At 68.4% G+C, this 24,851-nt stretch carries 17 protein-coding genes; 9 read left to right on the plus strand and 8 right to left on the minus strand.

The genetic code is table 11. The features are described 5' to 3' along the window. Positions 1 to 64: 64 nt before the first annotated feature. The 3 genes from QHF84_RS05375 to QHF84_RS05385 are packed head-to-tail and all read right to left on the minus strand — an operon-like array spanning position 65 to position 3,506. Positions 65 to 1,024 carry an ABC transporter permease gene (locus tag QHF84_RS05375; protein ID WP_281312083.1) on the minus strand — a complete coding sequence of 320 codons (960 nt, stop codon included), beginning with the start codon at positions 1,022 to 1,024 and terminating at the stop codon, positions 65 to 67. Then, complete coding sequence (locus tag QHF84_RS05380) at positions 1,021 to 2,523, minus strand: sugar ABC transporter ATP-binding protein (protein WP_281312084.1); 1,503 nt, start codon at positions 2,521 to 2,523, stop codon at positions 1,021 to 1,023. The genes QHF84_RS05375 and QHF84_RS05380 overlap by 4 nt, the downstream gene beginning before the upstream one ends. Then, positions 2,520 to 3,506, minus strand: coding sequence for a substrate-binding domain-containing protein (locus QHF84_RS05385; protein WP_281312085.1), 987 nt, complete (start codon positions 3,504 to 3,506; stop codon positions 2,520 to 2,522). The genes QHF84_RS05380 and QHF84_RS05385 overlap by 4 nt, the downstream gene beginning before the upstream one ends. Before the next feature lie 24 nt (positions 3,507 to 3,530). Between QHF84_RS05385 and QHF84_RS05390 the strand changes: the two genes are divergently transcribed. The 3 genes from QHF84_RS05390 to QHF84_RS05400 all read left to right on the plus strand — a co-directional run bounded on the left by QHF84_RS05390 (position 3,531) and on the right by QHF84_RS05400 (position 7,088). Further along, positions 3,531 to 5,195: an FGGY-family carbohydrate kinase gene (locus tag QHF84_RS05390; protein ID WP_281312086.1), complete on the plus strand. Its 1,665-nt coding sequence runs from the start codon at positions 3,531 to 3,533 to the stop codon at positions 5,193 to 5,195. Positions 5,196 to 5,214: 19 nt separating this feature from the next. Further along, positions 5,215 to 6,525 carry an acetyl-CoA hydrolase/transferase C-terminal domain-containing protein gene (locus QHF84_RS05395; RefSeq protein WP_281312087.1) on the plus strand — a complete coding sequence of 437 codons (1,311 nt, stop codon included), beginning with the start codon at positions 5,215 to 5,217 and terminating at the stop codon, positions 6,523 to 6,525. A 95-nt stretch (positions 6,526 to 6,620) separates the two neighbouring features. Beyond that, positions 6,621 to 7,088: a thrombospondin type 3 repeat-containing protein gene (locus tag QHF84_RS05400; RefSeq protein ID WP_281312088.1), complete on the plus strand. Its 468-nt coding sequence runs from the start codon at positions 6,621 to 6,623 to the stop codon at positions 7,086 to 7,088. A 9-nt stretch (positions 7,089 to 7,097) separates the two neighbouring features. On the opposite strand, the gene QHF84_RS05405 is transcribed toward QHF84_RS05400, so the two are convergent. Beyond that, entirely contained in the window at positions 7,098 to 8,429 is a 1,332-nt protein-coding gene (locus QHF84_RS05405; protein WP_281312089.1) for a hypothetical protein, read from the minus strand. 141 nt (positions 8,430 to 8,570) lie between these two features. Between QHF84_RS05405 and QHF84_RS05410 the strand changes: the two genes are divergently transcribed. Further along, positions 8,571 to 9,323 (plus strand): hypothetical protein, encoded by a 753-nt coding sequence (locus QHF84_RS05410; RefSeq protein WP_281312090.1) that lies wholly within the window; start codon positions 8,571 to 8,573, stop codon positions 9,321 to 9,323. 21 nt (positions 9,324 to 9,344) lie between these two features. Here QHF84_RS05410 and QHF84_RS05415 read toward each other — a convergent pair whose 3' ends face one another. The 4 genes from QHF84_RS05415 to QHF84_RS05430 all read right to left on the minus strand — a co-directional run bounded on the left by QHF84_RS05415 (position 9,345) and on the right by QHF84_RS05430 (position 15,638). Then, positions 9,345 to 12,545 carry an efflux RND transporter permease subunit gene (locus tag QHF84_RS05415; protein ID WP_281312091.1) on the minus strand — a complete coding sequence of 1,067 codons (3,201 nt, stop codon included), beginning with the start codon at positions 12,543 to 12,545 and terminating at the stop codon, positions 9,345 to 9,347. Between the two features lie 3 nt (positions 12,546 to 12,548). After that, positions 12,549 to 13,781 (minus strand): efflux RND transporter periplasmic adaptor subunit, encoded by a 1,233-nt coding sequence (locus QHF84_RS05420; RefSeq protein ID WP_281312092.1) that lies wholly within the window; start codon positions 13,779 to 13,781, stop codon positions 12,549 to 12,551. Then, on the minus strand, positions 13,778 to 14,467 hold the full coding sequence (locus tag QHF84_RS05425; protein ID WP_281312093.1) for a TetR/AcrR family transcriptional regulator: 690 nt from the start codon (positions 14,465 to 14,467) through the stop codon (positions 13,778 to 13,780). Before QHF84_RS05425 ends, QHF84_RS05420 begins: the two co-directional genes overlap by 4 nt. Positions 14,468 to 14,555: 88 nt before the next feature. Continuing rightward, positions 14,556 to 15,638 (minus strand): hypothetical protein, encoded by a 1,083-nt coding sequence (locus QHF84_RS05430; RefSeq protein ID WP_281312094.1) that lies wholly within the window; start codon positions 15,636 to 15,638, stop codon positions 14,556 to 14,558. A 112-nt stretch (positions 15,639 to 15,750) separates the two neighbouring features. On the opposite strand from QHF84_RS05430, the gene QHF84_RS05435 reads away from it, so the two are divergent. The 5 genes from QHF84_RS05435 to QHF84_RS05455 all read left to right on the plus strand — a co-directional run bounded on the left by QHF84_RS05435 (position 15,751) and on the right by QHF84_RS05455 (position 24,772). Then, entirely contained in the window at positions 15,751 to 16,446 is a 696-nt protein-coding gene (locus QHF84_RS05435; protein ID WP_281312095.1) for a TetR/AcrR family transcriptional regulator, read from the plus strand. Between the two features lie 5 nt (positions 16,447 to 16,451). Continuing rightward, positions 16,452 to 17,639, plus strand: coding sequence for an efflux RND transporter periplasmic adaptor subunit (locus QHF84_RS05440; RefSeq protein WP_281312096.1), 1,188 nt, complete (start codon positions 16,452 to 16,454; stop codon positions 17,637 to 17,639). A gap of 35 nt (positions 17,640 to 17,674) precedes the next feature. Beyond that, positions 17,675 to 20,773, plus strand: a complete 3,099-nt coding sequence (locus QHF84_RS05445; protein ID WP_281312097.1) for an efflux RND transporter permease subunit — start codon at positions 17,675 to 17,677, stop codon at positions 20,771 to 20,773. A 69-nt stretch (positions 20,774 to 20,842) separates the two neighbouring features. Beyond that, positions 20,843 to 21,385: a pyridoxamine 5'-phosphate oxidase family protein gene (locus QHF84_RS05450; protein WP_281312098.1), complete on the plus strand. Its 543-nt coding sequence runs from the start codon at positions 20,843 to 20,845 to the stop codon at positions 21,383 to 21,385. A gap of 171 nt (positions 21,386 to 21,556) precedes the next feature. After that, positions 21,557 to 24,772 carry an Ig-like domain-containing protein gene (locus tag QHF84_RS05455; protein WP_281312099.1) on the plus strand — a complete coding sequence of 1,072 codons (3,216 nt, stop codon included), beginning with the start codon at positions 21,557 to 21,559 and terminating at the stop codon, positions 24,770 to 24,772. Positions 24,773 to 24,851 lie beyond the last annotated feature (79 nt).

Consider the following 24,851-nt stretch of genomic DNA (forward strand, 5'->3'; position numbering starts at 1 on the left):
CTTGCCGAGCGTAGCCCCATCGTTGAACAGACGGGGTCCGGGGTGAAACCCCGGCGCTACGCCCTCAGCGGCGCGTTTCGCTCGCGCGACGTGCGCGATCGAGTGCGACCGCGGTCACGACGATCCCGCCCGTGACGATGTCTTGCACCCAGTTTTCGATGCCGAGGTAGGTCGATCCCGTGCGGATCACGGTCATCAGGAGGGCGCCGAAGAGCGCGCCTGCGACGGAGCCTTCGCCGCCTGCGAGCGAGCCGCCGCCGATCACCACGGCTGCGATGACTTCGAGCTCGAGGCCCATCGAGTCCGTTGGATCGCCAACGGTCAGCGTCGAGAACTCCATCACGCCCGCGAGCCCGGCGAAGAGGCCTGCGAGGCCGTAGACGAGCCATTTCACGCGCTCCACGCGCACGCCGCAGAGCCGCGCCGTGGCCTCGTTCGATCCGATGGCCATGATGTGCCGCCCGCCTTTGGTGTACACGAGCATCGCGGCCACGAGCGCGGACGTGGCCAGCATGATCCACACGCCCGGCGGGAACAGGGCCCAGCCGTAGCCGGGCGGGAGTGGCGCGACGAGGGCTTCGATGCCCGAGGATGGTGCGTCGATCTTCTGCTCGTCTGCGAGCCCCTTCGCGAGGCCGCGAAGCGCCCGCATCGTGCCGAGTGTCACGATGAATGGCGTGATCCGCAGCGTCGTGACGAGCGCGCCGTTCAAGAGCCCCGCGGCGAGCCCGCTTGCCATGGCGGCTGCGGCCGCGAGGATCGCGGGCGCGCCCTCTTTCAGGCAGAGCGCGCAGACCACCGTGGAGAGCGCGACGTTCGAGCCGACGGAGAGATCGATTCCGCCGAGCAGGATCACGAGTGTCATGCCGCTCGCGGCGATCCCCACGACCACGGTCTGGCCGGCCATCGTCGTGAGGTTTTCCGCCCGCGTGAACGAGCCGGGCGCGAGGATCGCGAAGATCACGTAGACGACGACGACGGCCACGAGGGGGCCGAGGAACGGGTACTTACGCAAGTACTTCATGAGGCGCCTGCTTGCTCCAGCATCACCGCGCGGACATCGAGCTCACCGACCGGCCGCGCCGGACCGAGCTCGCCCTTGTGCATGACGGCGATGCGGTCCGCGATCCCCACGAGCTCCTCGGCCGAGCTCGACACCACGAGCACGGCCTTGTTCGCTTCCCATGCGAGCTTGTCGATGAGCGCGTAGATCGCGGCGCGGGCGCCCACGTCCACGCCGCGCGTGGGCTCGTCGAGCAAGAGCACGTCGACGTCGTGGTAGAGCAGCCGCGCGAGCGCGACCTTCTGCTGGTTGCCGCCCGAGAGGGATCCCACGGGCGCGTCGGGGCCCGCGCAGACGATGCCGAGCTTCTCGATGAAGCGCGTGGCTGCGGCGCGCATGCGGGAAGGCGCGACGAACCCGAGCGGTCCAAGGCCGAAGAGCCGCGAGAGCGTGAGGTTGTCCGCGATCGTGAGCCCGAGCGCGAGGCCCTCGCCGCCGCGATCCTCGCTGAGCAGGCCCACGCCCTGCGCGAGCCGGGCCGCGGGTGAGGCTGGGCCCACGTACGCGCCCACGCGGACCTCGCCGCGGCGCACGCGATCGAGGCCGAAGATCGCGCGAAGGAGCTCGGTGCGGCCCGAGCCGACGAGGCCGGCGATGCCGAGCACCTCGCCGCGGCGAAGCTCGAAGCTCGCGCGCACGGGCAACGGCGCGCCCGCGAGATCCCGCGCTGCGAGGATGACGTCGCCGGGGACGCGTGGTGATCGGGGGTAGAGATCCTCGATGGATCGACCGGCCATCATGGTCACGATGTCCGCGGGCGTGGCCTCGGCGACGCGCCCGGTCCCGGCCGTGCGGCCGTCGCGGATGACCGTGAAGCGGTCGGCGATGCGGCGGATCTCGTCGAGGTGGTGCGAGATGTACACGATGGCGAGGCCGGCTTCGCGCAGGCGCGCGACGACGGAGAAGAGGGCCTCGACGTCGTCGGCGCCGAGGCTCGACGTGGGCTCGTCGAGCAGGAGCAGGCGGCAACGCGGCTCGGTGATGGCGCGGGCGATCTCCACGAGCTGCCGCTCGCCCGGGCCGAGGTCGCGCACCAGCGCGTCGGGCCGCAGGCGATGTTTCTTCGCGCCCTTAGGATCGATCGCGAGGAGCGCGCGCGCCGCGATCGCCCGCGCTTCTTCGCGCCTGAGCACGCCGAGCCGCGTGGGCTCGCCGCCGAGCAGGACGTTTTCCTCCACGGTCATGTGCGGGCACAGCGCGCGCTCCTGGCTGACGAGGCGCACGCCGGCCGCACGCGCGGCGGCGGGATCTTTTGGCGTGTAGGGCGCGCCGTCGAGCGTGAGGCTCCCGCCGTCCGGCCGCACCGCGCCGGCCAGGATCTTCACGAGGGTGCTCTTGCCCGCGCCGTTCTCGCCGAGCAGCGCGTGCACTTCGCCCGCGTGGACCTCGAAATCCACCCCGGCGAGCGCGATCGTCGCGCCGTAGGCCTTCGCCACGCCGCGCGCGACGAGGCCGCTCACTTGCCGAGCCACGGCGCGAGGTCGGGCGCGACGATCGCCTTCGTCTCCGGCTTGTCGAGGTTCGCCTTGTCGACGACCACGGCGCCCGTGTCGATGCGCGGCTGCACGGGCTTGCCTGCGAGGACCTCGGCCATCGTGCGCACCGCCTCGTAGCCGATTTTGAAGGGATCTTGCACGATGAGCGCGTCCACGTGCCCGTCCCGGAGCGCGCCCACGAGCTTCTCCGACGCGTCGAACCCGACGAACTTGATCTTCCCAGCGAGCCCCGCCTTCCGGAGCGCGAGCAGCATCCCGAACGTGGTCGATTCGTTGGGGCAGAAAACACCGTCCACGCCGCCGCTGCCGGCGTTCTGCGCGGCGAGCAGGCTCTCGGACTTCTCGAAGGCGCTCTCCGTGGTGGCGCCGCCGTACTGGTTGTCGCTCACGACCTTGATGTCCGGCATTTTCCGGACGGCCTCGAGAAAACCTTCCTCGCGCTTCTGCGTGCTCGCCGAGCCTTCCTGGTAGCGGAGCACCGCGATCTTGCCCTTCTGCCCGAGCAGCGCGGCGAGCTTCTCGCCGGCGAGCCGGCCGGCCGCGAGGTTGTCGGTCGCGACGAAGCTCTTGTGCGCGTTGCCCGCGAGATCCGAGTCGAAGATCACCACGGGGATGTTCGCCTTCGCGGCGCCCTCGACGGGTTTTTCGAGCGCCTTGTCGTTGAGCGGCGCGAGCACGATGCCGCTCACGCCCTGGGCGACGAAGCTCTGCACGACGTCGATCTGCCCCTTGAGATCGTCCTCCGCGAGCGGGCCCTTCCACACGACCTCCACGCCGATCTCGCGCGAGGCCTTGACGGCGCCCGCGTGCACGGCCTTCCAGAACTCGTGCGTCGTGCCCTTGGGGATGACGGCGATCTTCTTCGCGCCTCCCTCCTTGCGGTTGCACGAGAGCAGAAGCAGCGTCGCGACGAGCACGAGGGCGAAACGAAGGGTCCGGCCAAACATGGGCGCGGAGTATAATCGGCCGGGATGCAAGACCGTCACTATCTCGGGATCGACGTGGGCACGGGAAGCGTACGCGCCGCCCTCTTCGACGGCCAAGGACGCAAGCTCGGGATCGGCGTGCGTCCGATCTCGCTCCATCGCCCCGCGCCGGACTTCGTCGAGCAGTCGTCCGACGAGATCTGGACGGCCGCCTGCGAGGCCACGCGCGCGGCGCTCCGCGAAGCCGGCGATCACCCCGAGCGTGTGGTCGGCGTGGGGTTCGACGCGACGTGCTCGCTCGTGCTGCTCGACGGCGAAGATCGCCCCGTGACCGTGAGCCCCACGGGCGACGATCGCTGGAACGTGATCGTGTGGATGGACCACCGCGCGATCGAGGAGGCGGCGCGCATCAACGCGGGTGGGCACGAGGTCCTGCGGTACGTGGGCGGCGTGATCTCGCCGGAGATGCAGACGCCGAAGCTCGCCTGGCTCAAGGCGCACCTCGCGGCGAGCTACCGGCGCGCCGCGCGCTTCCTGGATCTGCCGGATTTTTTGGCGTATCGCGCGACGGGGAACGACGTGCGTTCGCTCTGCACCACCGTGTGCAAGTGGACGTACCTCGGCCACGAGCCCGGCGCGGACGGGAGCATCGGGCGCTGGGACGAATCGTATTTCCGGTCGATCGGCCTCGGTGATCTCGTCGACGAGAGATATGCCCGGATCGGCAAGCACGTGCGCCCCATGGGGGAACGCGCAGGGGGTTTGACGGAGCGCGCCGCGGCCGAGCTCGGCTTGCGCCCTGGGACGGCCGTGGCGGTGCCGATCATCGATGCGCACGCCGGCGGGCTCGGGTTGCTTGGCATCCCAACGAACGGCGCAACGCCGGACGAGGCCGCGATGGAGGAGCGGCTCGCGCTCATCGGCGGGACCTCGACGTGCCACATGGCCTCGTCCCGCGAGGCGCGCTTCGTGCCGGGCGTGTGGGGCCCCTACAACTCGGCGATGATCCCGGGCCTCTGGCTCACGGAAGGCGGGCAGAGCGCGACGGGCGCGCTGATCGATCACGTGGTGCATTCCCACGCGCGGGGGCCGGAGCTCGCGGAGGAGGCGCGGCGACGCGGGACGACGGTCTACGCGCTCTTGAACGAGCGGCTCGATGCGCTCGCCGGAAAGCACGCCTTCCCGGCGGAGATCACGCGGGACGTGCACGTGCTGCCGGATCACCACGGAAACCGGTCGCCGCGGGCCGATCCGACGCTCAAGGGCATGGTGAGCGGGCTCGGGCTCGCCGACGACGTGGACGCGCTCGCGGTCCTGTACCTCGCGACGATCCAGGCGCTCGCGCACGGGACGCGGCACATCCTCGCGGCGATGAACCAAGCGGGGTATCGGATCGAGGCGATCTACGCGACGGGCGGCGACACGAAGAACCCGGTCTTCGTGCGGGAACACGCGGACGTGACGGGCTGCCGCGTGATCCTGCCCCGCGAGCCCGAAGCGGTCCTGCTCGGCGCTGCGATCCTCGGCGCCGTGGCCTCGGGCGATCAGCCGACGGTGCTCGCGGCGATGGGCGCGATGAGCGAGGCCGGCGCGGTCGTCACGCCCACGGGCGGCGAGGTCGCGCGCTTCCACGACCGGAAGCACCGGGTGTTTTTGCGAATGTACGAAGATCAGATGGCGTACCGCGCGCTCATGCGCGAAGACGCGTGACGAGATGACAGGGAACCGGATGGATTTTCGCGAGCGGTACGCGGACAAGATCACGACGGCCGAAGGCGCGGTGCGGGCGATCCCGAAGGGACGACGCATCCTCATCGGCTCGGGCGCGGCCGAGCCGTCGCGCCTCGTCGAGGCGATGACCGAACAAGGGACGCACCTCGAAGGCAACGAGATCGTCCACCTGCTCACGCTCGGCCCCGCGCCGTACGTGAAGCCGGGGCTCGAAAAACGCTTCCGCCACACGGCGTTTTTCATCGGCGCGAACGTACGCGACGCGGTGGCCGAGGGGCGCGCCGACTTCATGCCGGTCTTCCTCTCGGAGATTCCGCAGCTCATCTGCTCGGGCCGCGTGAAGATCGACGTGGCGCTCGTGCAGGTCTCGCCGCCGGACGAGCACGGCTACGTGAGCCTCGGCGTCTCGGTGGACATCGTGCGCGCCGCGATCGACACGGCCGATCTCGTGCTCGCCGAGGTGAACCCGCGCATGCCGCGCACCCACGGCGACTCGTTCTTGCACGTGGATCGGATCGCCCACCTCGTGCCCGTCGACGATGAGCTCCCCGAGCGCGAGGCCGAGCCGCTCGACGACGTGGACCGAGCGATCGGCCGCCACGTGGCGAGCCTCGTGCCGGACGGCGCGACGCTGCAGATGGGCATCGGCAAGATCCCGGACGCGGCGCTCGCCGCGCTCGAAGGGCACCACGATCTCGGCATCCACACGGAGATGTTCTCCGACGGCGTGATGCACCTCGTGCAAAAGAGCGTGATCACCTGCCGCAAGAAGACGCTCTTGCCGGGGAAGATCGTGACCTCGTTCGTGATGGGCAGCCGCGCGCTCTACCGCTGGGTGCACGACAATCCCTTCGTCGAGATGCGCTCGTCGAGCTTCACGAACGATCCGTTCACGATCGCGCGGAACGATCAGATGATCGCGATCAACGCGGCGCTCGCGATCGATCTGACGGGCCAGGTCGCGGCCGACACGCTCGCCGGCCGGTTCTTCTCGGGCATCGGCGGCCAGGTGGACTTCATCCGCGGCGCGGCGCGGAGCCGCGGGGGCAAGCCGATCATCGCGATGCGCTCGACGGCGAAAAAAGGCACGGTCAGCCGCATCGCGGCGACGCTGGAGGCCGGCGCGGGCATCGTGACGAGCCGCGGCGACGTCCATTACGTGGTGACCGAGCACGGCATCGCCGATCTTTGGGGTAAAAACATTCGGCAGCGCGCGCTCGCGCTCATCGACATCGCGCACCCCGATCACCGCGCGGATCTGCTCGCGGCCGCGAAGCAGCGTCGCTACGTTTTCCTCGATCCCACCTGATTTTCCCTGCCAAGAGAGGCGTCGAACCCTGGAATTTGGCCGCCCCGAGGCGGTCCGTCTAGGCTCGGCGCACTTCCTGCTCGGCAGGGGATCACATGCGTGGAACAAGGCGAGCCATTCGAATTGCGGTGCTGTTCGCCGCGCTCGGGACGATGTCCGGAACGATCGACGTGGCCTCGGCGGGCCAGGCGGAGCTCCGCGGGCCCATCGATACCGACGGCGACGGCATCTCGGACATCTCCGACAACTGCCCGCGTGTCGCGAATCCGTCCCAATCCGATTGCGACGGAGACGGGAGCGGCGACGCGTGTGACGCGGCGAGCGTGATCTCCGCGCAAAAGGTGAACGTCACGCCCGACATGGAGAGCTGCCTACAATACAAGTTCCACGGCTGCGCCGGGCCGAAACGGGCGATGGTGCAATACCAGTGCCTCGCGCACGGGACGTCCTGGACCGAGAATCGCTGGTGCACGAGCGGGCAGGTGCAGCGGAGCAACACGTCGAGCTTCCAGACGTGGGAGTATTACCTGCGCAATGTGCCGTGGCCGTCGTGCGGGGAGTGAGGAATCGGATCAGAGCCCGGGGACGGTATCCTCGGGCTTGATCGATTGCATGAACCAGCCGCCCATGGCGCCGCCGAATGCGCCGGGCTCGGGGCTCGCTTTTTCCACGTTGTGAAGGCCCTCGAGGGGGCAGCCGAGGCCGGCCGCGCCGAGGTCGTTGCCGAGGCGGAAATCGTAATCGGCAGGCGAGAGGAAGCCCGGATCGACGATCACGTTGCCATCCTCCTCGCCGAGGACGACACGTTCGCCGACCTCGTCGACGTCGAAGAAGACGTTGCAACGAATACGCCCGGTCTGGACGAACTCGTGGTCGACGCCGAAGCTCGACTTGACGACGATGTTGCTCAGGATGTCGAGGAACGCGGCCTGGCTGCCGATCGAGAGCTGGGAATTGTCGTAAAAGACGTTGCTGGCGAGGAGCGCGTAATCCTGCAGGTGATTGCCGGCGAAGGCCACGCGGTTGCCGACGAAGATGTTGTTGTGGATGACGCCGCGGGCGTGGAAATACAGCATCACGCCGACGTCGTTGTCCTCGATGATGTTCTGCGTGATCTGGATGCTCGTCTCGGCGCAAGGCGCAGGCTCCCCGATCGTGTCGGCGGACGAGCCGTGGCCGTCGCCGTAGATCGCGGCGCGATACCAATCGCCGGAGCAGACGAAGGGATCGGTAGGCTGCGCGCAGCCCTGGCCCTGCCCCACGTTGCGTAGGGTGAAGCCGCGGACGACGACGTCCTCGGCGCCCGTGAAATCGATGAGGTTCTGCGGAAGGCCGTCGCCGTCGAGGACCGTCTGAAAAGCGCCCGCCCCGACGAGGCGAACGCCCGAACGCAGGCGAAGGTGCTCGTGGTACGTGCCCGGGTGGACGAAGACGCGGTCGCCAGGCGCGGCAGCGTCGATCGCGGCCTGGATCGTGGCGAACTCGGTCGGGACTTCGAGGACCTCGGGCATCCCCTTGCCGATCGGCGGCACGCAATACGACGTCGCGCCGTGCGACTCGAAGAGGACGCCCTGGGTGCCGACGAGGGAGAACGAAAGGGCACCGGCGCCATCGAGCGGGAAGATGAGCGAGCCCGTATCGGCGGAGACCGGGAGGATCTCTTCGACGGCGGGTTTGTCCGGGAAGTGGCGGACGATATCGAGGACGCCGTCGCGGCCCTGGAGGATGTCGGCGATGGGGAGGGTGATTTCGGTGAGAAGCTCGGGGCTGGGCGGATTCGGACCGGGCCCGGGGCCATCGCCAGGGGACACGCCTCCCCCGGTGCCGCCGCTGTCACAAGCGGCGGAGGCGAGTGAGAGAGAGGTGAGGAGGACGAGGAAGGAGGTACGGGAAGGAATAAGCATGCGGTCAGGATAACATGCCTTACCGACCTGACCGCCTGGTCCGGACAGCTGGTCGTCCCCTACCCCGCCCGCGCCGCCCGGAGCAGTCGCTCGAAGCGGCGCACGAGCCGGCCAGGCCATCGCCAGGCTATCCTGCCCCTCGTGAACGACCTCGCCGCCCTGCTCCGCAACGGCATCGGCGTCGGCATCCCCGTCCTCGTCGCCTTGGCCTATGGCGTCGCCGCCTTCCGTGAATCGGGGCGCGTCCGGCGCGAGAACGTGCGGCGTGCCAGCGTCGGCGACGAGGTCCGGGCGCCCGGCGATCTCAGCCCGGGCCTCGCGCGCCTCCGCGTTCGTGTCGTCGATGCCGGCGCTCCGCTCGTCAACCTCGGCACCTCCGTCGAGTCCGCCGACAACCTTTCGGGCGCGCCCGAGCTCGACACGGTGGACGTCCTCCTCGCCGACGACAGCGGCCGCTCCTTTCGAATGCCCTCCGGCAAGCGCCTCAAGGTCCACTCGTTCGGCGGCGCGCGCCGCAACCTCACCGAGTCCGTGACCCGCGAGGACGGGGGCATCGATCAGCGGTTTTCCTTCGAGGTCGCCTCCACGCAGAGCTTCGTCCTCGCGTGCAAGCTCCCCGAAACCTCGGCTGGCAGCCATCCCTTCCGGAATGCTGAGGACGCGATCGAGCTCCTCCCGGCCGTCGAGCGATTCGAGATCAACCATCCGCCGGAGACCGCGCAGACGAGCGGCGTCGGCTGCATCGTGTATCCGTGCCTCGGATTGGCAGCCGTCGCTGCCACGGTCCCCGAGAGCACCGGGGGGAAGGTCGTCGGGTGGATCGTTTGGCTGGTGTGCGTCCTGCTGGGGCTCGTCGGACGCTCGGTCGCAAACGACACCCTTCCGCAGGCGTAAAAGCGGGGTATCAGCCCCCTGCTATTCCCCACCCGGCGCGGGTGCCGGGTTGGGGTCGGCCGTCGGGGCGTCCTCGTCGTTCGAGCTGCCGAACTTGAACGTATTGCGCACCCAGACCGAGAGGTCGTCGAAGAGCGAATACGCGACCGGCGTGGCGAGCAGGGTCAAGAGGAGCGCGAGCGACTGGCCGCCGATGATGACGAAGCCCGTCGCGCGGTTCGTGCCCGCGCCCGCGCCGCTCGAGATGACGAGCGGGATCATGCCGGCCACGAATGCCGCCGTCGTCATGAGGATCGGGCGGAGACGATCCTTGTTCGCGAGCAGGATCGCTTCGAGACGCGGCAGGCCCGCTTCGCGCAGCTTCAGCGTGTGATCGATCTGCAGAATCGAGTTCTTCTTCACGACGCCGAAGAGCACGAGGATGCCCAGCATCGAGAAGATGTTCAGCGATTGCCGGAAGATGATCACGCTGATGATCGCGAATGGCACCGTCAGCGGCAGGCTGAGCAGGATCGTGATCGGGTGCAGCCACGACTCGAACTGCGCCGCGAGCACGAGGTACATGAAGATGAACGAGAGCAGGAAGGCGAGGCCGAAGTTCTTCGCCGCGCGGCCGAGCTCGCGGGACCGGCCCGTCGCGCTCGCGCTGTAGCCCGGCTCCATCCCGAGATCCTTCGCGGCCTTGTCGAGCGATTCGACGACCGCGCGCTCCGAGAAGCCCTTCTGCATGTTGCACATGATCATGACCTGCCGCTGCCGGTTGTAGCGGTCGATCTTCGACGGGCCCGATCCCTCCGTGAACGACACGAGGTTCTCGAGCGAGACCGTGCCGAGGCGCATCGAGGGCACCGTGAGCCGCTTGAGCCCCTCGACGTTCGAGCGGTAGCTCGGCACCGCGCGGACGTGGACCTCGTATTGCTCGCCCTTCTCGTTGTAGTTCGTCACCTCGTAGCCGCCGACGAGCAGGCGCAGCGAGCTCGCGATGTCGGCCACGCTGACCCCGAGATCCGCAGCCTTCTCGCGATCGATGTGCGCGCGGAGCTCGGGCTTGCCGAGGATGAGCGAGGTGTCCGCGTCGACGACGCCCGGCAGCGTCTTCATCTTCGCGAGCAGCGCCTCGGCGTAGGACGAGATCTTGGTCATGTCCGGGCCGGTGATCTGGTACATGACCGGGTAGTTCGCGCCGCCGCCCATCGAGTTCACGGGGCCGATCGAGATCCGGTAGTCCTTGCCGTACTTGGGCAAGAGCTCTGCGCGCGCCTTGTCGATGAGCTCCTGCTGCGAGAGCTTGCGCTCGTTCGCAGGGACGAGTTTTACGTACAGGCTCGCGAGGTTCGGGGTCTTCTGCGCGTCGTCGCCGACGGTCGTGATCGCGTACGCGACGCCCTCGATCTTCTCGAGATCGCCGACGATACGCGTCGCGATGAGGCGCATCTCGTCGAGGCTCGTGCCCTCGTTCGCGCGGATGCTCGCCTGGAACTGCGACTCGTCCTCGTCGGGGAGGAAGTTCGCGTTCGCCCGGCCCGCGAGGATCGGGATCGAGAAGAGCGCGACGACGCACGAGACCACGATCACCCAGCGGTGCGACATCGACCAGCGGAGGATGCGGACGTAGGCCCGCTCGATCGCCCCGTAGATCCCCTTCGCCTCGCCGTGGCCATGCCCGTGCCCGTGTGCGTGGCCGTGCCCTTGGCTCGGGGCCGCGGCGGCGGCCTGTTGCTTGCCGTCGCTCCCCTTCTTCACGTGCTTGCGCAGCCACCGCGCGCACATCATCGGCGTCAGCGTGAAGCTCACGAGGAGGCTCACCATGATCGAGAACGACATGGTCAAGCCGAACGAGCTCATGAAGCGGCCGACGATGCCGCCCATGAACGCGACCGGGAGGAAGACGGCGACGAGCGAGAGCGTCGTCGCGAGCACGGCGAGGCCGATCTCCTTCGTCCCGTTGATCGCGGCCTGCATGGGCCGCTCGTCGTTCTCCTCGATCCGCTTGAAGATGACCTCGAGGACCACGATCGCGTCGTCGATGACGATGCCGACGGCGAGCGTGAGGGCGAGGAGCGTGATCGAGTTCAGCGTGAAGCCCGCGGCGCGCATGACGCCGAAGGTGCTGATGACGCTCGTCGGGATGGCGATGGCCGCGATGACCGTGGAGCGGGCGTTGCCTAGGAACGCGAATACGATGAGCGCCGCGCAGATGGCGCCGAGCACGAGGTGCTCCTTCACCGAGTGGATCGAGTTCTCGATGAACTCGGACTGATCACGGGCGATGTCGATCGTGTAGCCCTGCGGCAGGCGCTTGCCGAGCTCGCCGAGGCGCTCCTTGACGGTCTGCACGACCTCGACCGTGTTCGTGCCGCTCTGCTTGCGGACGTTGAGCACGACCGTCGCGCGCTGGCCCTTGAAGCCCACGGATTCGGGCTCGGCCGTGCCGTCCTCGACCTCGCCGATGTCGCTCAGGCGCACGCCGTAGCCATCACGCGTGGCCACCACGATCTCGCCCATCTCCCGGACCGACTCCACGCGGCCGCGCGTGCGGAGCGTGAGCTGGCGCGAGCCCTGCTCGACGCGCCCGCTCGGCAGCTCGATGTTCTGCGTCTTCAGCGCGCGCTCGACCTCGGGGCCCGAGATGCTGTACTTCTGCAGCTTCTCCGGGTCGATCCAGACGTTGATCTGCCGCGGGCGACCGCCGATCAAGGTCACCTGGCCGACGCCGTTGATCGACTCGATCTGCCGGCGCACGACCTTGTCCGCGGTCTCCGTGACGTCGCGCACGTTGCCCGGGCCCGAGAGCGCGAGCGTGAGGATCGGCGCGGCGTCCGGATCCATCTTCGCGATCACGGGCTGCTCGATGCCCGGCGGCAGCTCGTTGAGGACCGCGTTCACCTTGTCGCGGACCTCCTGCGAGGCGACGTCGACGTCCTTCTCCAGGACGAACGTCACGATGACCATGCTCACGCCCTCCGAGGAGGAGCTGCGGAGCTCGTCGATGCCGCTGATCGTGTTGACCGCGCTCTCGATCTTGTCGCTGATCTCGGTCTCGACCTCTTCAGGCGCCGAGCCCGGGAGGATCGTGGTGATCACGACGGCCGGGAAGTCGACCTTCGGGAAGCGGTCGAGGCCGAGCTGCACGTAGGAGAACAGCCCGACCACGGTCAGGATGAGCACGATCACCGTCGCGAAGACGGGTCGTCGTACACAAATCGCTGCGAGCCATTGCATGGGTTACTTCGCTCCGGAGGCGCCGGCGACGTTGACGTCGGCGCCGTCCTGCAAGAGGTCGACTCGCTCGATCGCGACCTCGTCGTTCGGGCCGACGTTGCCGCGGATCTCGACCTCGCCGTCGATCTCGCGGCCGAGCGTCACGATGCGCTCGACGACACGGCTGCCCGCACGGACGAAGACGCGGTTCGCGCTGCCGCTCGATCCGATGGCCGCGCGAGGGACGAAGAGCGCGTTCGTGTCGGCCTCGCCGAGCTCGACGTACGCGCGCGCGAAGTAGCCGGGCTTGAGCAGGCCGTCGGCGTTCGGGACCTCGGCCTCGATCGGCAGCGTGCGCGACTGCGCCTTGAGGCTCGCGCCGACACGCTTGACGACGCCCTTGAAGGTCTTGCCCGGGTGGGCGGAGACGGTGAGCGTCACTTCCTTGCCGACCGTGACCTTCGAGGCGTCCGTCTCCGGGACGTCGATACGGAGCCGAAGGGTCTCGTCGCGCACGACGACGGCGACGACCTTGCCCATCGGCGCGAATTCGCCGACCGTGGCGCGGCGCTCGGCGACGGCGCCGTCGAAGGGCGCGCGGATGCTCGTGTCGGCGACCGATTTGCGCGCGAGGTTCGCCTGCGACTGCGCGGCGGCGAGGCCGGCCCAGCCTTGCGCCGCGCCGTTCATCGCGGCCTCGTACTGGGCGCGCGCCTGCTCGGCGCGGGATCGCGCCTGATCCCACTGCGACGCCGAGATCGAGCCGCCCTCGTAGAGCTTCTTCGTCCGGTCGGCCTCGGACACGGCGAGGTCCATGCTCTCCTTCGCGGCGCGGACCTCGGCCACGTTGTTCGGATCGAACTTCTCGCCCTTCTTCACGCCGAGCTTGGCGAGCGCCTGGGCCGCGGACGCGTCGGCGGCTTGCGCGCGGAGGGCGGGATCGCGGCTGTCGAGCTGCACGAGGATGTCGCCCTTCTTCACGCGCGTGCCGACGTCGATCTCGACGTTCGTGACGATGCCGGAGGTCGCGGAGGCGACCTCGCTGGTCTCGTCGGCGGCGAGCGAGCCGGTCAGCTCGAGCGTGGGCGACAGCTTGCGCTCGGTGACCTTCGCGAACTTGACCGCCGGCGTGGGCTCGGCGGTGGCGCTCTCCGCGGGTTTGGCCTTCTGCTCGGCGTTCTTCTTGGCGCACGAGGGCGTGAGCGAAAGAAGCAGCGCGAGCGCGGCGACGTACGCGGATTGATCAAGACGCATCATCGTTCTCCAAGATCGCTTTCATCACGCGGGCGCCCGGGGCGATCGGCCCTGCCCGCGCCGTTCAAATAAAGGTCCACGAGAAGCGAAGCCTCGGCCTCGAGGTCGGGATGGCTCTGCTCCATGAGCATGCCGATGGAGGAAGAGCGGATGAGGCCGCCGAGCATGCGCGCGAGCGGCACGGGATCCATCGGCCGGAGCGCGCCGCACTTGAGCCCTTCGTTCACGAGGGCGAGCGTGGTGGCGCGGAGCTTCTCGAAGTGCGCGACGGCTTTTTCCTTGAGGATGTTCGACGCCGAGGCCGTGCCCTTCGCGAAGAGCCCGCAGTCGAGGGCGACCTGATGGAAGTCGCGGTGCTCCTCGGCGAACCGCAGCGTGCGGAGGATGCAGCAGCGGAGCTTCTGCTCGAAGGGCTCGGGATCGGTGGGCTGCGGCCGGAGGTTGCCGATCATCTCCTCGAGCCGCACCTCGAGCAGCGCGTGGAGCACGTCTTCCTTCTGCTCGAAGTGGTTGTAGACGGTGCCGACGGCGATCCGCGCGTGATCGGCGATGTCCTGGATGCGCGCGCCGTGGAAGCCCTGCTGGGCGAAGACGTGCTCGGCGGCGTCGAGGATCGCGTTACGGAACAGCGCCTTGGCCTCGTCCCGACGACGTGGAAGTGCTGTTCGTCGTTCGGACGAGCTGCTCACGGGATGAACCGTCGCTCATCTTTTGAACGTGTGCAACGACCATTCGCAACAAATGTGGGGAATATGGGCGTTGGCTAACGAGGCGGGGTCAGGACGAGGAGGGGCGACGGCGGCGGTTTCGTGATGCGAGTAACATCAGGCCGAGGAGTCCAAGCCCCGCGATCCCCGAGCGCGCGTCGCCTGGCGCGGAGACCGCGCAGGAGCCGTCGTCGCCGCTGCTGTCGCCGCTGCTGTCGCCGCCGCTGCCACCGCTGCCGTTTCCGCCGTTTCCGCCGGCGCCGCCGCTTCCGCCGCTGCCTCCACCTCCGCCGGCGCCGCCGCTGCCGCTTTCGTCACAGACGCCGCCCGGATGGACGTCGGCCGCGGTCCACATCGGCTCGTTGGGGGGCCACTGCGAGGAGGTGCCCGGCGGGTCGACGCGCACGTGGCAAGGCGACGAGACCACGCTCGATCCGCCCTTGTTTCCCGCGGCGTCGTGCGTCGTGACGCGGAACGTGAAGGCCGTCGCCGGGTCGGCGCCTTCGAGATCCTGCGCGAGCTTCTGGAACCAGAGCGTGCTGCCCGCGAGCACCGATCGCTTGAATGCGAGGTCCTGCATCGCCGCGTCGCGGAATGCCTCGACGCGCCACACCTCGGGCGCCGCATCCATCACCGGCGCGTCCGCGTCGGCGTGCACGAAATACGCGAGATCACTGTCGATCTGGCAATCGCCGACGCTCGCCTTGAAATCGGCGTAGTCGTACACGTTGAAGAGCAGGTTCTTCACCGGAGTGGGCGACGTCGTGTCCGGCGCGCTGGTCGTGAACGCAATTGATTTGAGTTCACACGTCACGTCCGGGGTGCAGAAGTTACCGCTCACCTTCACGACCTGACCGACCGACGGGGTCGGGTCGATACGCACGACGAATCCGCCGAGCTCCGCGAGCGCGACGTCGCCGAACGGCACGAAGGACGCCGGGGTTCCGTCGACCGTGACCGTGACGGCGTCGAGGGAGATCGAATGACCCCAAAAGAAGAGCGCTGCGTTGGCGGGGTACGTTGCCCCGTTCTCGGGGATGTGGTTGGAAAGGCCCGGCTGGGGCGGGACGCAGGCGCGGGCAGGCCGTGAGGCAGCGGAGCAGAGCGCTACGGCCGCCACGAGAGCAAGCGACAAACGGGGGAGCATACGCATGGAGAGCCTCCTCGAAGAAGCAAGGACGACCCATCGTATCGCGGTCGCGGCGGAGGCCCGAGAGGTCTTGACCGGCAAAGGGCATCCCCCCATAGTGACCCACCGGTCAGGAATGCCTCGCATCGCCGATCCACGTGCGCGTATCGACCTTCTCCGCGCTGCCGAAGCCATCTTCGCGGAGAACGGCCTCGCTGCGGCCAAGGTGGAAGACATCACCATCCGAGCAGGGGTGTCGAAAGGCGCCTTCTACCTGCATTTCAAGAGCAAACAGGACTGCTTCCGGCAGATCGTGGAGGGCGTCGTCGCGCGGCTCTCGGCGTGCATCGAGGCCGCGCGTTTCGACGAGTGCGCGCCGCCCGAGAGCATGGAGGCGCTGCTCGAAGGGCGCCTCGCGCACGTCGTCGACCTGCTCGAATTCTGCTGGCAAAATCGCGGGATCCTGGGGATGATCCTGACCGGGGGCGGCGGGACGCCCTACGCGTACCTGATGGACGCGTTCGCCGAGCGAATCGAGCGGGAGGCCGAGGCTTGGCTGCGGCACGGCGTGGAGGTGGGGCTTTATCGCGATGACATCGAGCCGGCGATCGTCGCGCGGCTCATCGCGGGCACGCACGAGCGGCTGGTGCGCGAGATCATCAAGCAGCCGCGGCGCCCGGACATCGAAAGCTGGGCGCGTCAAGCGCAGGATTTGCTGGCGCGCGGGCTCTTCTCCGCTGCGTCGAGCGCGGTAGTTGACCGGACGGTCATGAAGAACCGGGAGCGGGATGATCGCCCGCGAGAACCCAGGTCGAGAGCGAAGGCAGGATGAGCACCGTGGCAACGACGGGTACGACGAAAAAGTTTGGCGCGGGCAAAGTGATCGCCCTCGCGATCGTGCTGGGCACCGGGGGTCTGATCGGCGTCCGGGTGAAGGCCAAGATGGCCCAGAAAAAGGCCATCGAGGCGCAATCGGCCGTCACGGCGGAGCACGCCGCGGGGCCGGGCAATGCAGCCGCGCCGCCGAAGGTGACGGCGCACGGCGGCACGCTGCTCGCGAAGCCCGAGCCGATGCGCTGGCAGCCGAGGGTCGCCGTGACGGGCACGCTGGAGCCGATTCAGCAGGCGGACGTGGGCTTCAAGGCCGGCGGGCGGCTGCTCGCGATCAAGGCGAAGGTCGGCGACGTCGTGAAGACGGGGCAGGTCCTCGGCGTGGTCGACGCGTCGGAAGCCTCGGCGCAGGCGAACGTGGCGCAGACGGGCGTACGCGTGGCGGAGATCTCGCTCGAAATGGCGAAGGACGCGCAAAAACGCTCGGATACGCTCTACCAGCAGAGCGCGGTGCCCGAGGCGGAGAAGACGACGGCGACGCAGCGCGCGCTGCTCGCCTCGGCGCAGCTCGAACAGGCGCGCGCGCAGGCGCGGGCCGCGTCGGTGATGGTCGGCAATGCGACGCTCGCGGCGCCCTTCGGCGGGCTCGTGACGCGCGCGCCGAACGGCATCGGCAAGATCGTCGCGCCGGGCGAGCCGCTGTATCACCTCGAAGATACCTCGGTGCTCAAGCTCTCGGCCTCGGTCTCCGAGAATGACGCGAACGTGTTCGAGGTCGGCGCCGCGGTGTCGATCGACGGCGCGCCGAAGGCCACGGGCAAGGTGACGGCCGTGCTCGGCTCGCTCGATCCGCAGACGCGAAGGGTCCCGGTGATCGCGGAGATCCCGAACGGGCCCGAGGTCGGGCTGCTTTCGGGCTCGTTCGTTCGCGCGCAGATCGTGGCTGCGGAGACGATCGAGGTATTGCGGCTGCCCGCTTCGGCGCTTCGGCCCGGGGCGCAGGACGAGATCGTCGTGGTGCAGGACGGCAAGGCGCACCTCGTGCGGGTCTCGTTCACGATCGCGCCCGACGGCTCGCTGTACGTGCGCAAGGGGCTCGAGGCCGGGGCGTCCGTCGTGGCGAACCCGAGCCCCGAGGTGAAGGAAGGCGAAGCGCTCGATCTCGGCCCCGCGGCGCCGGCGCCCGCGAAGTGATCGGCTCCCATTTCCAGGCGTAACGAGGACCTCTCATGAACCTCTCGGCGATCGCCATCAAGCGCCCCGTTTTCACGGTGATGGTCGCGGTGGCGCTGCTCGTGCTCGGCGTCGTGGGCTACAAGCGCCTCGGCACGGATCTCTTCCCGGACGTCTCGTTCCCCGTCGCCAGCGTCACGATCGTCTATCCGGGCGCGAGCCCGGCGGAGATCGAGACGCAGATCTCGAAGCCCATCGAGGACGCGGTCGTGTCGCTGAACGGCATCGACCGCGTGCGCACGTTCTCGCGGGAAGGCGTCTCGACCACGGTCGTGATCTTCAAGCTCGACGTGGACATCCAGGAGGCCGCGCAGCTCGTGCGCGAACGCGTGGCGCAAGCCCGCTTCAAGCTGCCCAAGGACATCGAGGAGCCCGTGATCTCGCGCCTCGACACGGGCGCGGCGCCGGTGCTCATCTACACGCTCCGCGGCAAACGCTCGCTGAGCCAGATCCGGAATTTTGCCGATGACGTGATCCGGCCGTCCCTCGAGCAGGTCGACGGCGTTGCGGCGGTGAACATCCGCGGCGGCGCCGAGCGCGAGGTGAAGGTTCTCCTGGATCGGGCGCGGATCGACGCGCTCGGCGTGCAACCCGCGCAGATCGTGGCGGCGATCCAGGGCGCGAACCTGACGGTGCCCGCGGGGCGTTACGAGCAGGGGACACGCGAGATCAGCGTGCGCGCCATGGGCGAGCTCGAAGCGGTGGATACGCTGCGTGATCTCGTGGTGTCGATGGCCCGCGACGGCTCGTCGGTGCGCTTGCGGGACGTGGCCGACGTGCAAGACGGCTTCGAGGACATGCGCACGCGCATCCGCGTGAATAACGAGGAAGCCGTCGCTTTCGAGGTCGTCAAGCAGAGCGGGCGCAACACGGTCGAGATCTGCGACGGCGTGCGGAAGAAGCTCGCGGCGATGGAGAAGACGTTCCCCGAGGATCTCAAGACGTCGCTGATCATGGATCAGTCGACGTTCATCGAGGAGAACGCGCACGAGGTGCAGATCGCCATCTGGTTCGGCGGTGCGATGGCGATTCTGATCATCCTCATCTTCATGCTGGATCTGCGCTCGACGTTGATCAGCGCAGTCGCGCTGCCGACGAGCGTCGTGGCGACGTTTTTCCTGATGTACGTGCTCGGCTTCACGCTGAACATGATGACGCTGCTCGGCCTTTCGCTGGCGATCGGGCTGCTCATCGACGACGCGGTCGTGGTGCGCGAGAACATCTTCAAGCACCTGGAGCGCGGCGAACCACCCATGGAAGCCGCGCTGAACGGGACGAAGGAGATCGCGCTCAGCGTGCTCGCGACGACGCTGACGATCGTGGCGGTCTTCGTGCCCGTGGCGTTCATGGGCGGCATCGTGGGCCAGTTCTTCCGGCAATTCGGGCTCACGGTCTCGGGCGCGGTGCTCGTGTCGCTGTTCGTGGCCTTCACGCTCGATCCGATGCTCTCGTCGCGATTCTCGAAATCGCTCGAGCACGGGGCGAAGGATCCATTCGCCTGGCTGAAGCGGCCATTCGAGTGGGTCTTCCGCGCGATGGACGACAGCTACCGCGACGTCCTCGGCTGGGTCGTGAAGCACAAGCTCGTGGTCGGGCTCATCGCGTTCGGCACGCTGATCGGCTCGGGGCAGCTCATGGCGCTCATGGGCTCGGACTTCGTCAACCCGGAGGATCGCGGGGAGATGATGGTCGAGATCGAGCTCCCGGCAGGGACGTCGCTCGACGAGCTCGCCACGCAATCACAAGAAGCGGAAAAGAAGCTGCTCGCGCACCCGCAGCTCAGGACGCTTTACGTGACGCTCGGGCCGAACGGCGAGGTGAACAAGGCGCACTACCGCATCCTGACCACGAAGAAACACGAGCGGACGATTCCGCTCGACGCCATCAAGGACGACGTGCGCGCGATTGTGCAGGCCGTGCCCGGAGCAAACGTGGTCATCACGGAGCCCGAGTTCGTGGAGGGCGCGGGCGTGCAGGCGCCCATCATGATCAACGTGCGGGGCGAGTCGTACGACGAGATCCGCGCGCTGGCCGCTCAGGTCGCGGGCGTCCTGAAGTCCACGGCGGGCGTGACGGACGTGCAGGTGAAGTTCTCGCCCGGCAGGCCCGAAATGCGCGTGAAGGTGGACCGACAGCGCGCGGCCGATCAGGGCATCAGCGTGGCGCAGGTGGCGATGACGCTGCGCACCGCGATCGAGGGCGAGGAGGCGAGCAAGCTCCGCCAGGGTAAGGACGAGGTGCCGATCCGGGTGCAGATGCGCGAGGAGGACCGGGCCTCGCCGGCGGAGCTGTCGCGGCTGACGTTGTGGTCACCGCGGGGCGCCGTGGCGCTCTCGGACGTCGCGCGGCTCGAAATGGGCGAGGGCCCGCAGGTGATCGAGCGCGAGGATCGGCAGCGGCAGATCGCCGTGTGGGCGACGCCGCGGGGCCGCTCGCTCGGCGAGATCGTGGGCGAGATCGTGCCGAAGATCGACGCGCTGCAGAAGCCGAAGGGCACGTCGCTCTCCTACGACGGGCAGATCGAGCAGATGAACGACACGAACTCCTCGATGGGGACGGCGCTCCTGCTCGCGGTGATCTTCATCTACCTCGTGCTCGCGTCGCAGTTCGAGAGCTTCATCCACCCGCTGACGATCATGATGACCCTGCCGCTCGCGCTCGTCGGCGCGATTCTGGGGCTCTTCCTGATGGATACGTCGATGGCCATGGGCGCGATGATCGGCATCATCCTGCTCATGGGCCTGGTCACGAAGAACGCGATCTTGCTCGTCGACCGGGCGATCGTGCGCGTGCGCGAGAACAACGAGACGCCGCTGCAGGCCATCCTGGAGGCCGGTCCGGAGCGGCTCCGCCCGATCCTGATGACGAGCGCGGCGATGGTGCTCGGCATGCTGCCGACCGCGCTCTCGAACGGGGAAGGCAGCGAGTTCCGCGCGCCGATGGCCATCGCGGTCATCGGCGGCGTCGTGAGCTCGACGCTCCTCTCGCTGGTCGTGATCCCTGCCCTGTATCTCGCCATCGAGAACATGAAGGCGTGGCTCAGGGCGCGCGGCATCGTGAAGGGCGACGCCGAGCCCGCCCCGGCCGCGGAGTGAACGAGCGGGGCTTGCCGAGGGTGCCGGAACAGGCGTCGTAGCAGCCTGGGCCGGCGCCCTCGCCGCGCGTTGACGTCCTTGCACCAGAGCCCCAAGGAGCCCGCTGCCCTGCCTGCGAGGGAGGAGGCGCGCACGCTCATGGTCGGCAAGCTCAGCCCAGACGAGATCGAACGGGTCCTCCGGACCGAAATGATCGCCCACCTCGGCTGCCATGCGGGTGGCCGGACATACGTCGTGCCCATCACGTACGCGTACGAAGACGACTACGTCTACGGCCACACGGCGGAGGGGTTGAAGCTCGCGATGATGCGCGAAAACCCGGAGGTCTGCGTCGAGGTCGAGAAGATCGACGGGCCCGCGCACTGGCGCAGCGTGATCGCGTGGGGCACGTTCGAGGAGCTCACGGGGCCGGACGCCGCGCATGCGCTGCAGGTCCTCCTCGAGCGTTATTTCTCGCGCGAGGCGAGCGAGACGGCGCGCGGCCCGCTCGGCCCGCATCGCCAGGGCGCGGTTCACCCCGACGCGCACCTTTATCGCATCCACCTCACCGAAAAAACCGGGCGGTTCGAGGACGGCGCGCGAAAACATCCGCGACCAACCCTCGTCCGTTAAGTTTGTCACACTTTATACCGCCAAAAACCTGGCTCCGAGCAGGTTTCACCGGGGACATGTGGGGGTTCGTCCTTGCCGCGCGACGTTCGGGTGAAGCCGCCCGGGCCATCTCTGGTTTTGCGTTCGTCCCGACCGGCCTCCGTGGTAGACGCGGTACGGAGAGGGACAAACATGCGCAGGACCACGAAGCTGACCTTGATGGCATTCGCCCTCCTTTCGACCGGCACGGGGTGTGAGATCATCGCGTCGGTGGATCGGAGCCAGATCGACCAGTCGCCGGGCGCCGGCACGGGGGGCACCGGCGGCGTTGGCGGGATGGGCCCCGGCTCCGGCGGGATGGGCCCGGGCTCGGGCGGCATGGGCGGTGTCGGGGGTATGGGCGGCACCGGCGGTATGGGCGGTACCGGCGGTATGGGTGGCACCGGCGGTATGGGCGGCACCGGCGGCATGGGTGGTGTCGGGGGTATGGGCGGCACCGGCGGCATGGGCGGTGTCGGGGGTATGGGCGGCACCGGCGGTATGGGTGGTACCGGCGGGATGGGCGGTGTCGGGGGTATGGGTGGTACCGGCGGTATGGGTGGTACCGGCGGTATGGGCGGCATGGGCGGCGCCGGTGGAATGGGCGGCGCCGGCGGAATGGGCGGCGCCGGTGGAATGGGCGGCGCCGGCGGTATGGGCGGCAGCGCCGGATGCACCACGAATGAATCGTGCGACGATTCGAACCCGTGTACGGACGATGTCTGCAATGTGGCGGCGGGCACGTGCCTGAACACGGACCTCGACGGCGTCCCCACCCCGGGCGTCACGCCCGCGATCGGGGATTGCAAGCAGCAGCTCTGCGTCCAGGGCGTGGACACGACCGTCAACGACGACGCCGATCTGCCCGACGACACCAACGAATGCACGAACGATTCCTGCTCGAACGGCGTGCCGACCCACACGAACGTGATGTCCGGCGCGGCGTGCGGCGCCAGCATGAACCTGTTCTGCAACGGAATGGGCGCGTGCGTCGGCTGCGTGACCGCGAACGATTGCCAGGGTCAGGATACGGCCTGCCAGACGCGCACCTGCACGTCGGGCGCTTGCGGCGTCAATAACGCGGCACAAGGGACCGCCGCGGGAGATCCGACGGACGGCGATTGCAAGCATGACGTGTGCGACGGCAATGGCAACATCGTGGCCGCGGACGACGCCACGGATCTGCCGGCCGACGATAACAATGCCTGCACGGTGGCGGCGTGTGATCCGACGAATGGGCCGGTCCAGAACCCGGTCAACATCAACGACAACAACGCCTGCACGACCGACGCGTGCGACCCGGTGACCGGCATTTCGCACGCGCCCGTCACCCTCGACGACAACAACGCTTGCACGGCCGATGCCTGCGATCCGGTGACCGGCGTCTCGCACACGCCCGTCAACACCAATGACAACAACGCTTGCACGACGGACGCCTGCGACCCGGTGACCGGCGTTTCGCACGCACCCGTCAACATCAACGACAACAACGCTTGCACGGCGGACGCCTGCGATCCGGCGACCGGCGTCTCGCACACGCCCGTCACCATCGACGACAACAACGCTTGCACGGCCGACGCCTGCGATCCGGCGACCGGCGTCTCCCACACGAATCTGCCGGCGGGCACGGATTGCGGCAATGGCAACCAGTGCAACGGCATGGGCCAGTGCGTCGGGTGCTCCGTGGCGGCGGATTGCCCCGGCCAGGTCACCGAGTGTGGCGCGCCGGTCTGCAATGCCGGCGTCTGCAGCATGACGTACGCGCCTTCGGGCACGCCGGTCGCGACGCAGGTGCCCGGCGATTGCACGACGTCCGTCTGCAATGGCATGGGCGGCACGACGACCGCGGCCGACAATGCCGACCTGCCGATCGACGGTAACCAGTGCACGCTCGACGTCTGCGACAACGGCATGCCGTCGAACCCGCCTGCGTCCGCGGGCACGGCGTGCAACCAGAATGGCGGCACGCAATGCGACAGCATGGGGATGTGCGTCGCGCCGGTGGCGCCGACGGTCGTCAGCACGACGCCGGCCGACGGGACGTTCGACGTCGCGGTTGGCTCGACGATCGCCGTCACGTTCAGCACCGCCATGAACCCGGCCACGCTGACGGCGACGACCGAGACCGGGGCGTGCACGGGGTCGATCCAGATCTCGACGGACAATTTTGCGTCGTGCCTCGGATTCGCGTCGGCCGCGCCTACGATGAGCATGGGCAACACGGTCGCGACGCTGGTGCCTGCACCGGCGCTCTCGTATTACACGGCGTACAAGATCCGCGTGACGACGGGGGCGAAGAATGCATCGGGCACGCCGCTCGCCACCGCTTACACGTCGGTGGACGGGTTCTTGACGGCGGAGCCGACGGCGACCTCGTGCACGGGTTCGGTCGTGATCAGCCAGATCTACGGTGGAGGTGGATCCGCCAATGCACCGTTCACCCACGATTTCGTAGAGCTCCACAACCGCGGCGCGTCGACCGTGAGCGTCGCGGGCTGGAGCGTGCAGTATGGCGGAGCCACTGGATCGAGCTGGCAGGCCGTGAACCTGACTGGCTCGATCCCCGCGGGTGGGTATTACCTCGTGCAGTTCGGCTCGAACGGCGCGATCGGCAGTCCCCTCCCCACGCCCCAATCATCGAGCGGGACGAACATCGGCCAATCTGCTGGCAAGGTGGCCCTCGTCAACACGACGACTCCGCTCTCGGGCGCCAATCCGGCAGGCGCGCAGATCCAGGACCTCGTGGGTTATGGCACGACCGCGAATTTCTACGAGGGGACGGGCCCGACGCCGGCCCCCTCCGTAGCGAACGCCGTCCATCGCCTCGGCTCCGGATGCACGGACACGAACCAAAATTCCCTAGATTTCACGGCGAACGCGCCGACGCCGCGCAACAACGCTAGCGCAGCGCTCGTTTGTACCTGCCCCCTCGTGGGGACGGTGAACGAGTCGGACGACGCGACGGAAATCGATTATTGCAAGATCCAGTTCCCGGCGAGCACCACCGTGGCCGCCGGTCAAATGAGCGAGACGATCTACGGTCACGTCTACGACGCCGGCCTCACGGAGGCGGCCGGCGCGAATGCCGCCATCGTGGCCCAGCTCGGGTTCGGCCCCGCGAACGTGAACCCGACCACGCAGAGCGGGTACACGTTCGTCCCGGCGACGTTCAACGTCCAGGTGGGCAACGACGACGAATACCAGGCGACGCTCACCGCGCCCGCGACGCCCGGCACCTACCGCTACGTCTATCGCTTCAGCCACAACGCCGGGGCGAGCTGGACCTACTGCGACCTCAATGGCGCCGGCGCGAACGGCGGCCTGTCGTTCGAGTTCACCGAGCTGCCCATCCTCAGCGTCATCCCCTGACGCCCACCCTTCCCGAGGAGGGCCCGCCTGGGCCCTCCTTCTTTCCGGACGAGCCCTTCTCTCCGCGTCGCCGATGGGC

It is taken from the genome of Polyangium sp. y55x31 (assembly GCF_029946505.1).
Classification (GTDB): domain Bacteria; phylum Myxococcota_A; class Polyangia; order Polyangiales; family Polyangiaceae; genus Polyangium.

What these genes read in the sequence shown, in the direction of transcription:
- QHF84_RS05455 (WP_281312099.1), top strand. Translation starts at nt 21,557, where the DNA reads ATGCGCAGGACCACGAAGCTGACCTTGATGGCATTCGCCCTCCTTTCG.
- QHF84_RS05405 (WP_281312089.1), bottom strand. Translation starts at nt 8,429, where the DNA reads ATGCTTATTCCTTCCCGTACCTCCTTCCTCGTCCTCCTCACCTCTCTC.
- QHF84_RS05400 (WP_281312088.1), top strand. Translation starts at nt 6,621, where the DNA reads ATGCGTGGAACAAGGCGAGCCATTCGAATTGCGGTGCTGTTCGCCGCG.
- QHF84_RS05375 (WP_281312083.1), bottom strand. Translation starts at nt 1,024, where the DNA reads ATGAAGTACTTGCGTAAGTACCCGTTCCTCGGCCCCCTCGTGGCCGTC.
- QHF84_RS05420 (WP_281312092.1), bottom strand. Translation starts at nt 13,781, where the DNA reads ATGATGCGTCTTGATCAATCCGCGTACGTCGCCGCGCTCGCGCTGCTT.
- QHF84_RS05435 (WP_281312095.1), top strand. Translation starts at nt 15,751, where the DNA reads ATGCCTCGCATCGCCGATCCACGTGCGCGTATCGACCTTCTCCGCGCT.
- QHF84_RS05430 (WP_281312094.1), bottom strand. Translation starts at nt 15,638, where the DNA reads ATGCGTATGCTCCCCCGTTTGTCGCTTGCTCTCGTGGCGGCCGTAGCG.
- QHF84_RS05415 (WP_281312091.1), bottom strand. Translation starts at nt 12,545, where the DNA reads ATGCAATGGCTCGCAGCGATTTGTGTACGACGACCCGTCTTCGCGACG.
- QHF84_RS05385 (WP_281312085.1), bottom strand. Translation starts at nt 3,506, where the DNA reads ATGTTTGGCCGGACCCTTCGTTTCGCCCTCGTGCTCGTCGCGACGCTG.
- QHF84_RS05390 (WP_281312086.1), top strand. Translation starts at nt 3,531, where the DNA reads ATGCAAGACCGTCACTATCTCGGGATCGACGTGGGCACGGGAAGCGTA.
- QHF84_RS05445 (WP_281312097.1), top strand. Translation starts at nt 17,675, where the DNA reads ATGAACCTCTCGGCGATCGCCATCAAGCGCCCCGTTTTCACGGTGATG.
- QHF84_RS05395 (WP_281312087.1), top strand. Translation starts at nt 5,215, where the DNA reads ATGGATTTTCGCGAGCGGTACGCGGACAAGATCACGACGGCCGAAGGC.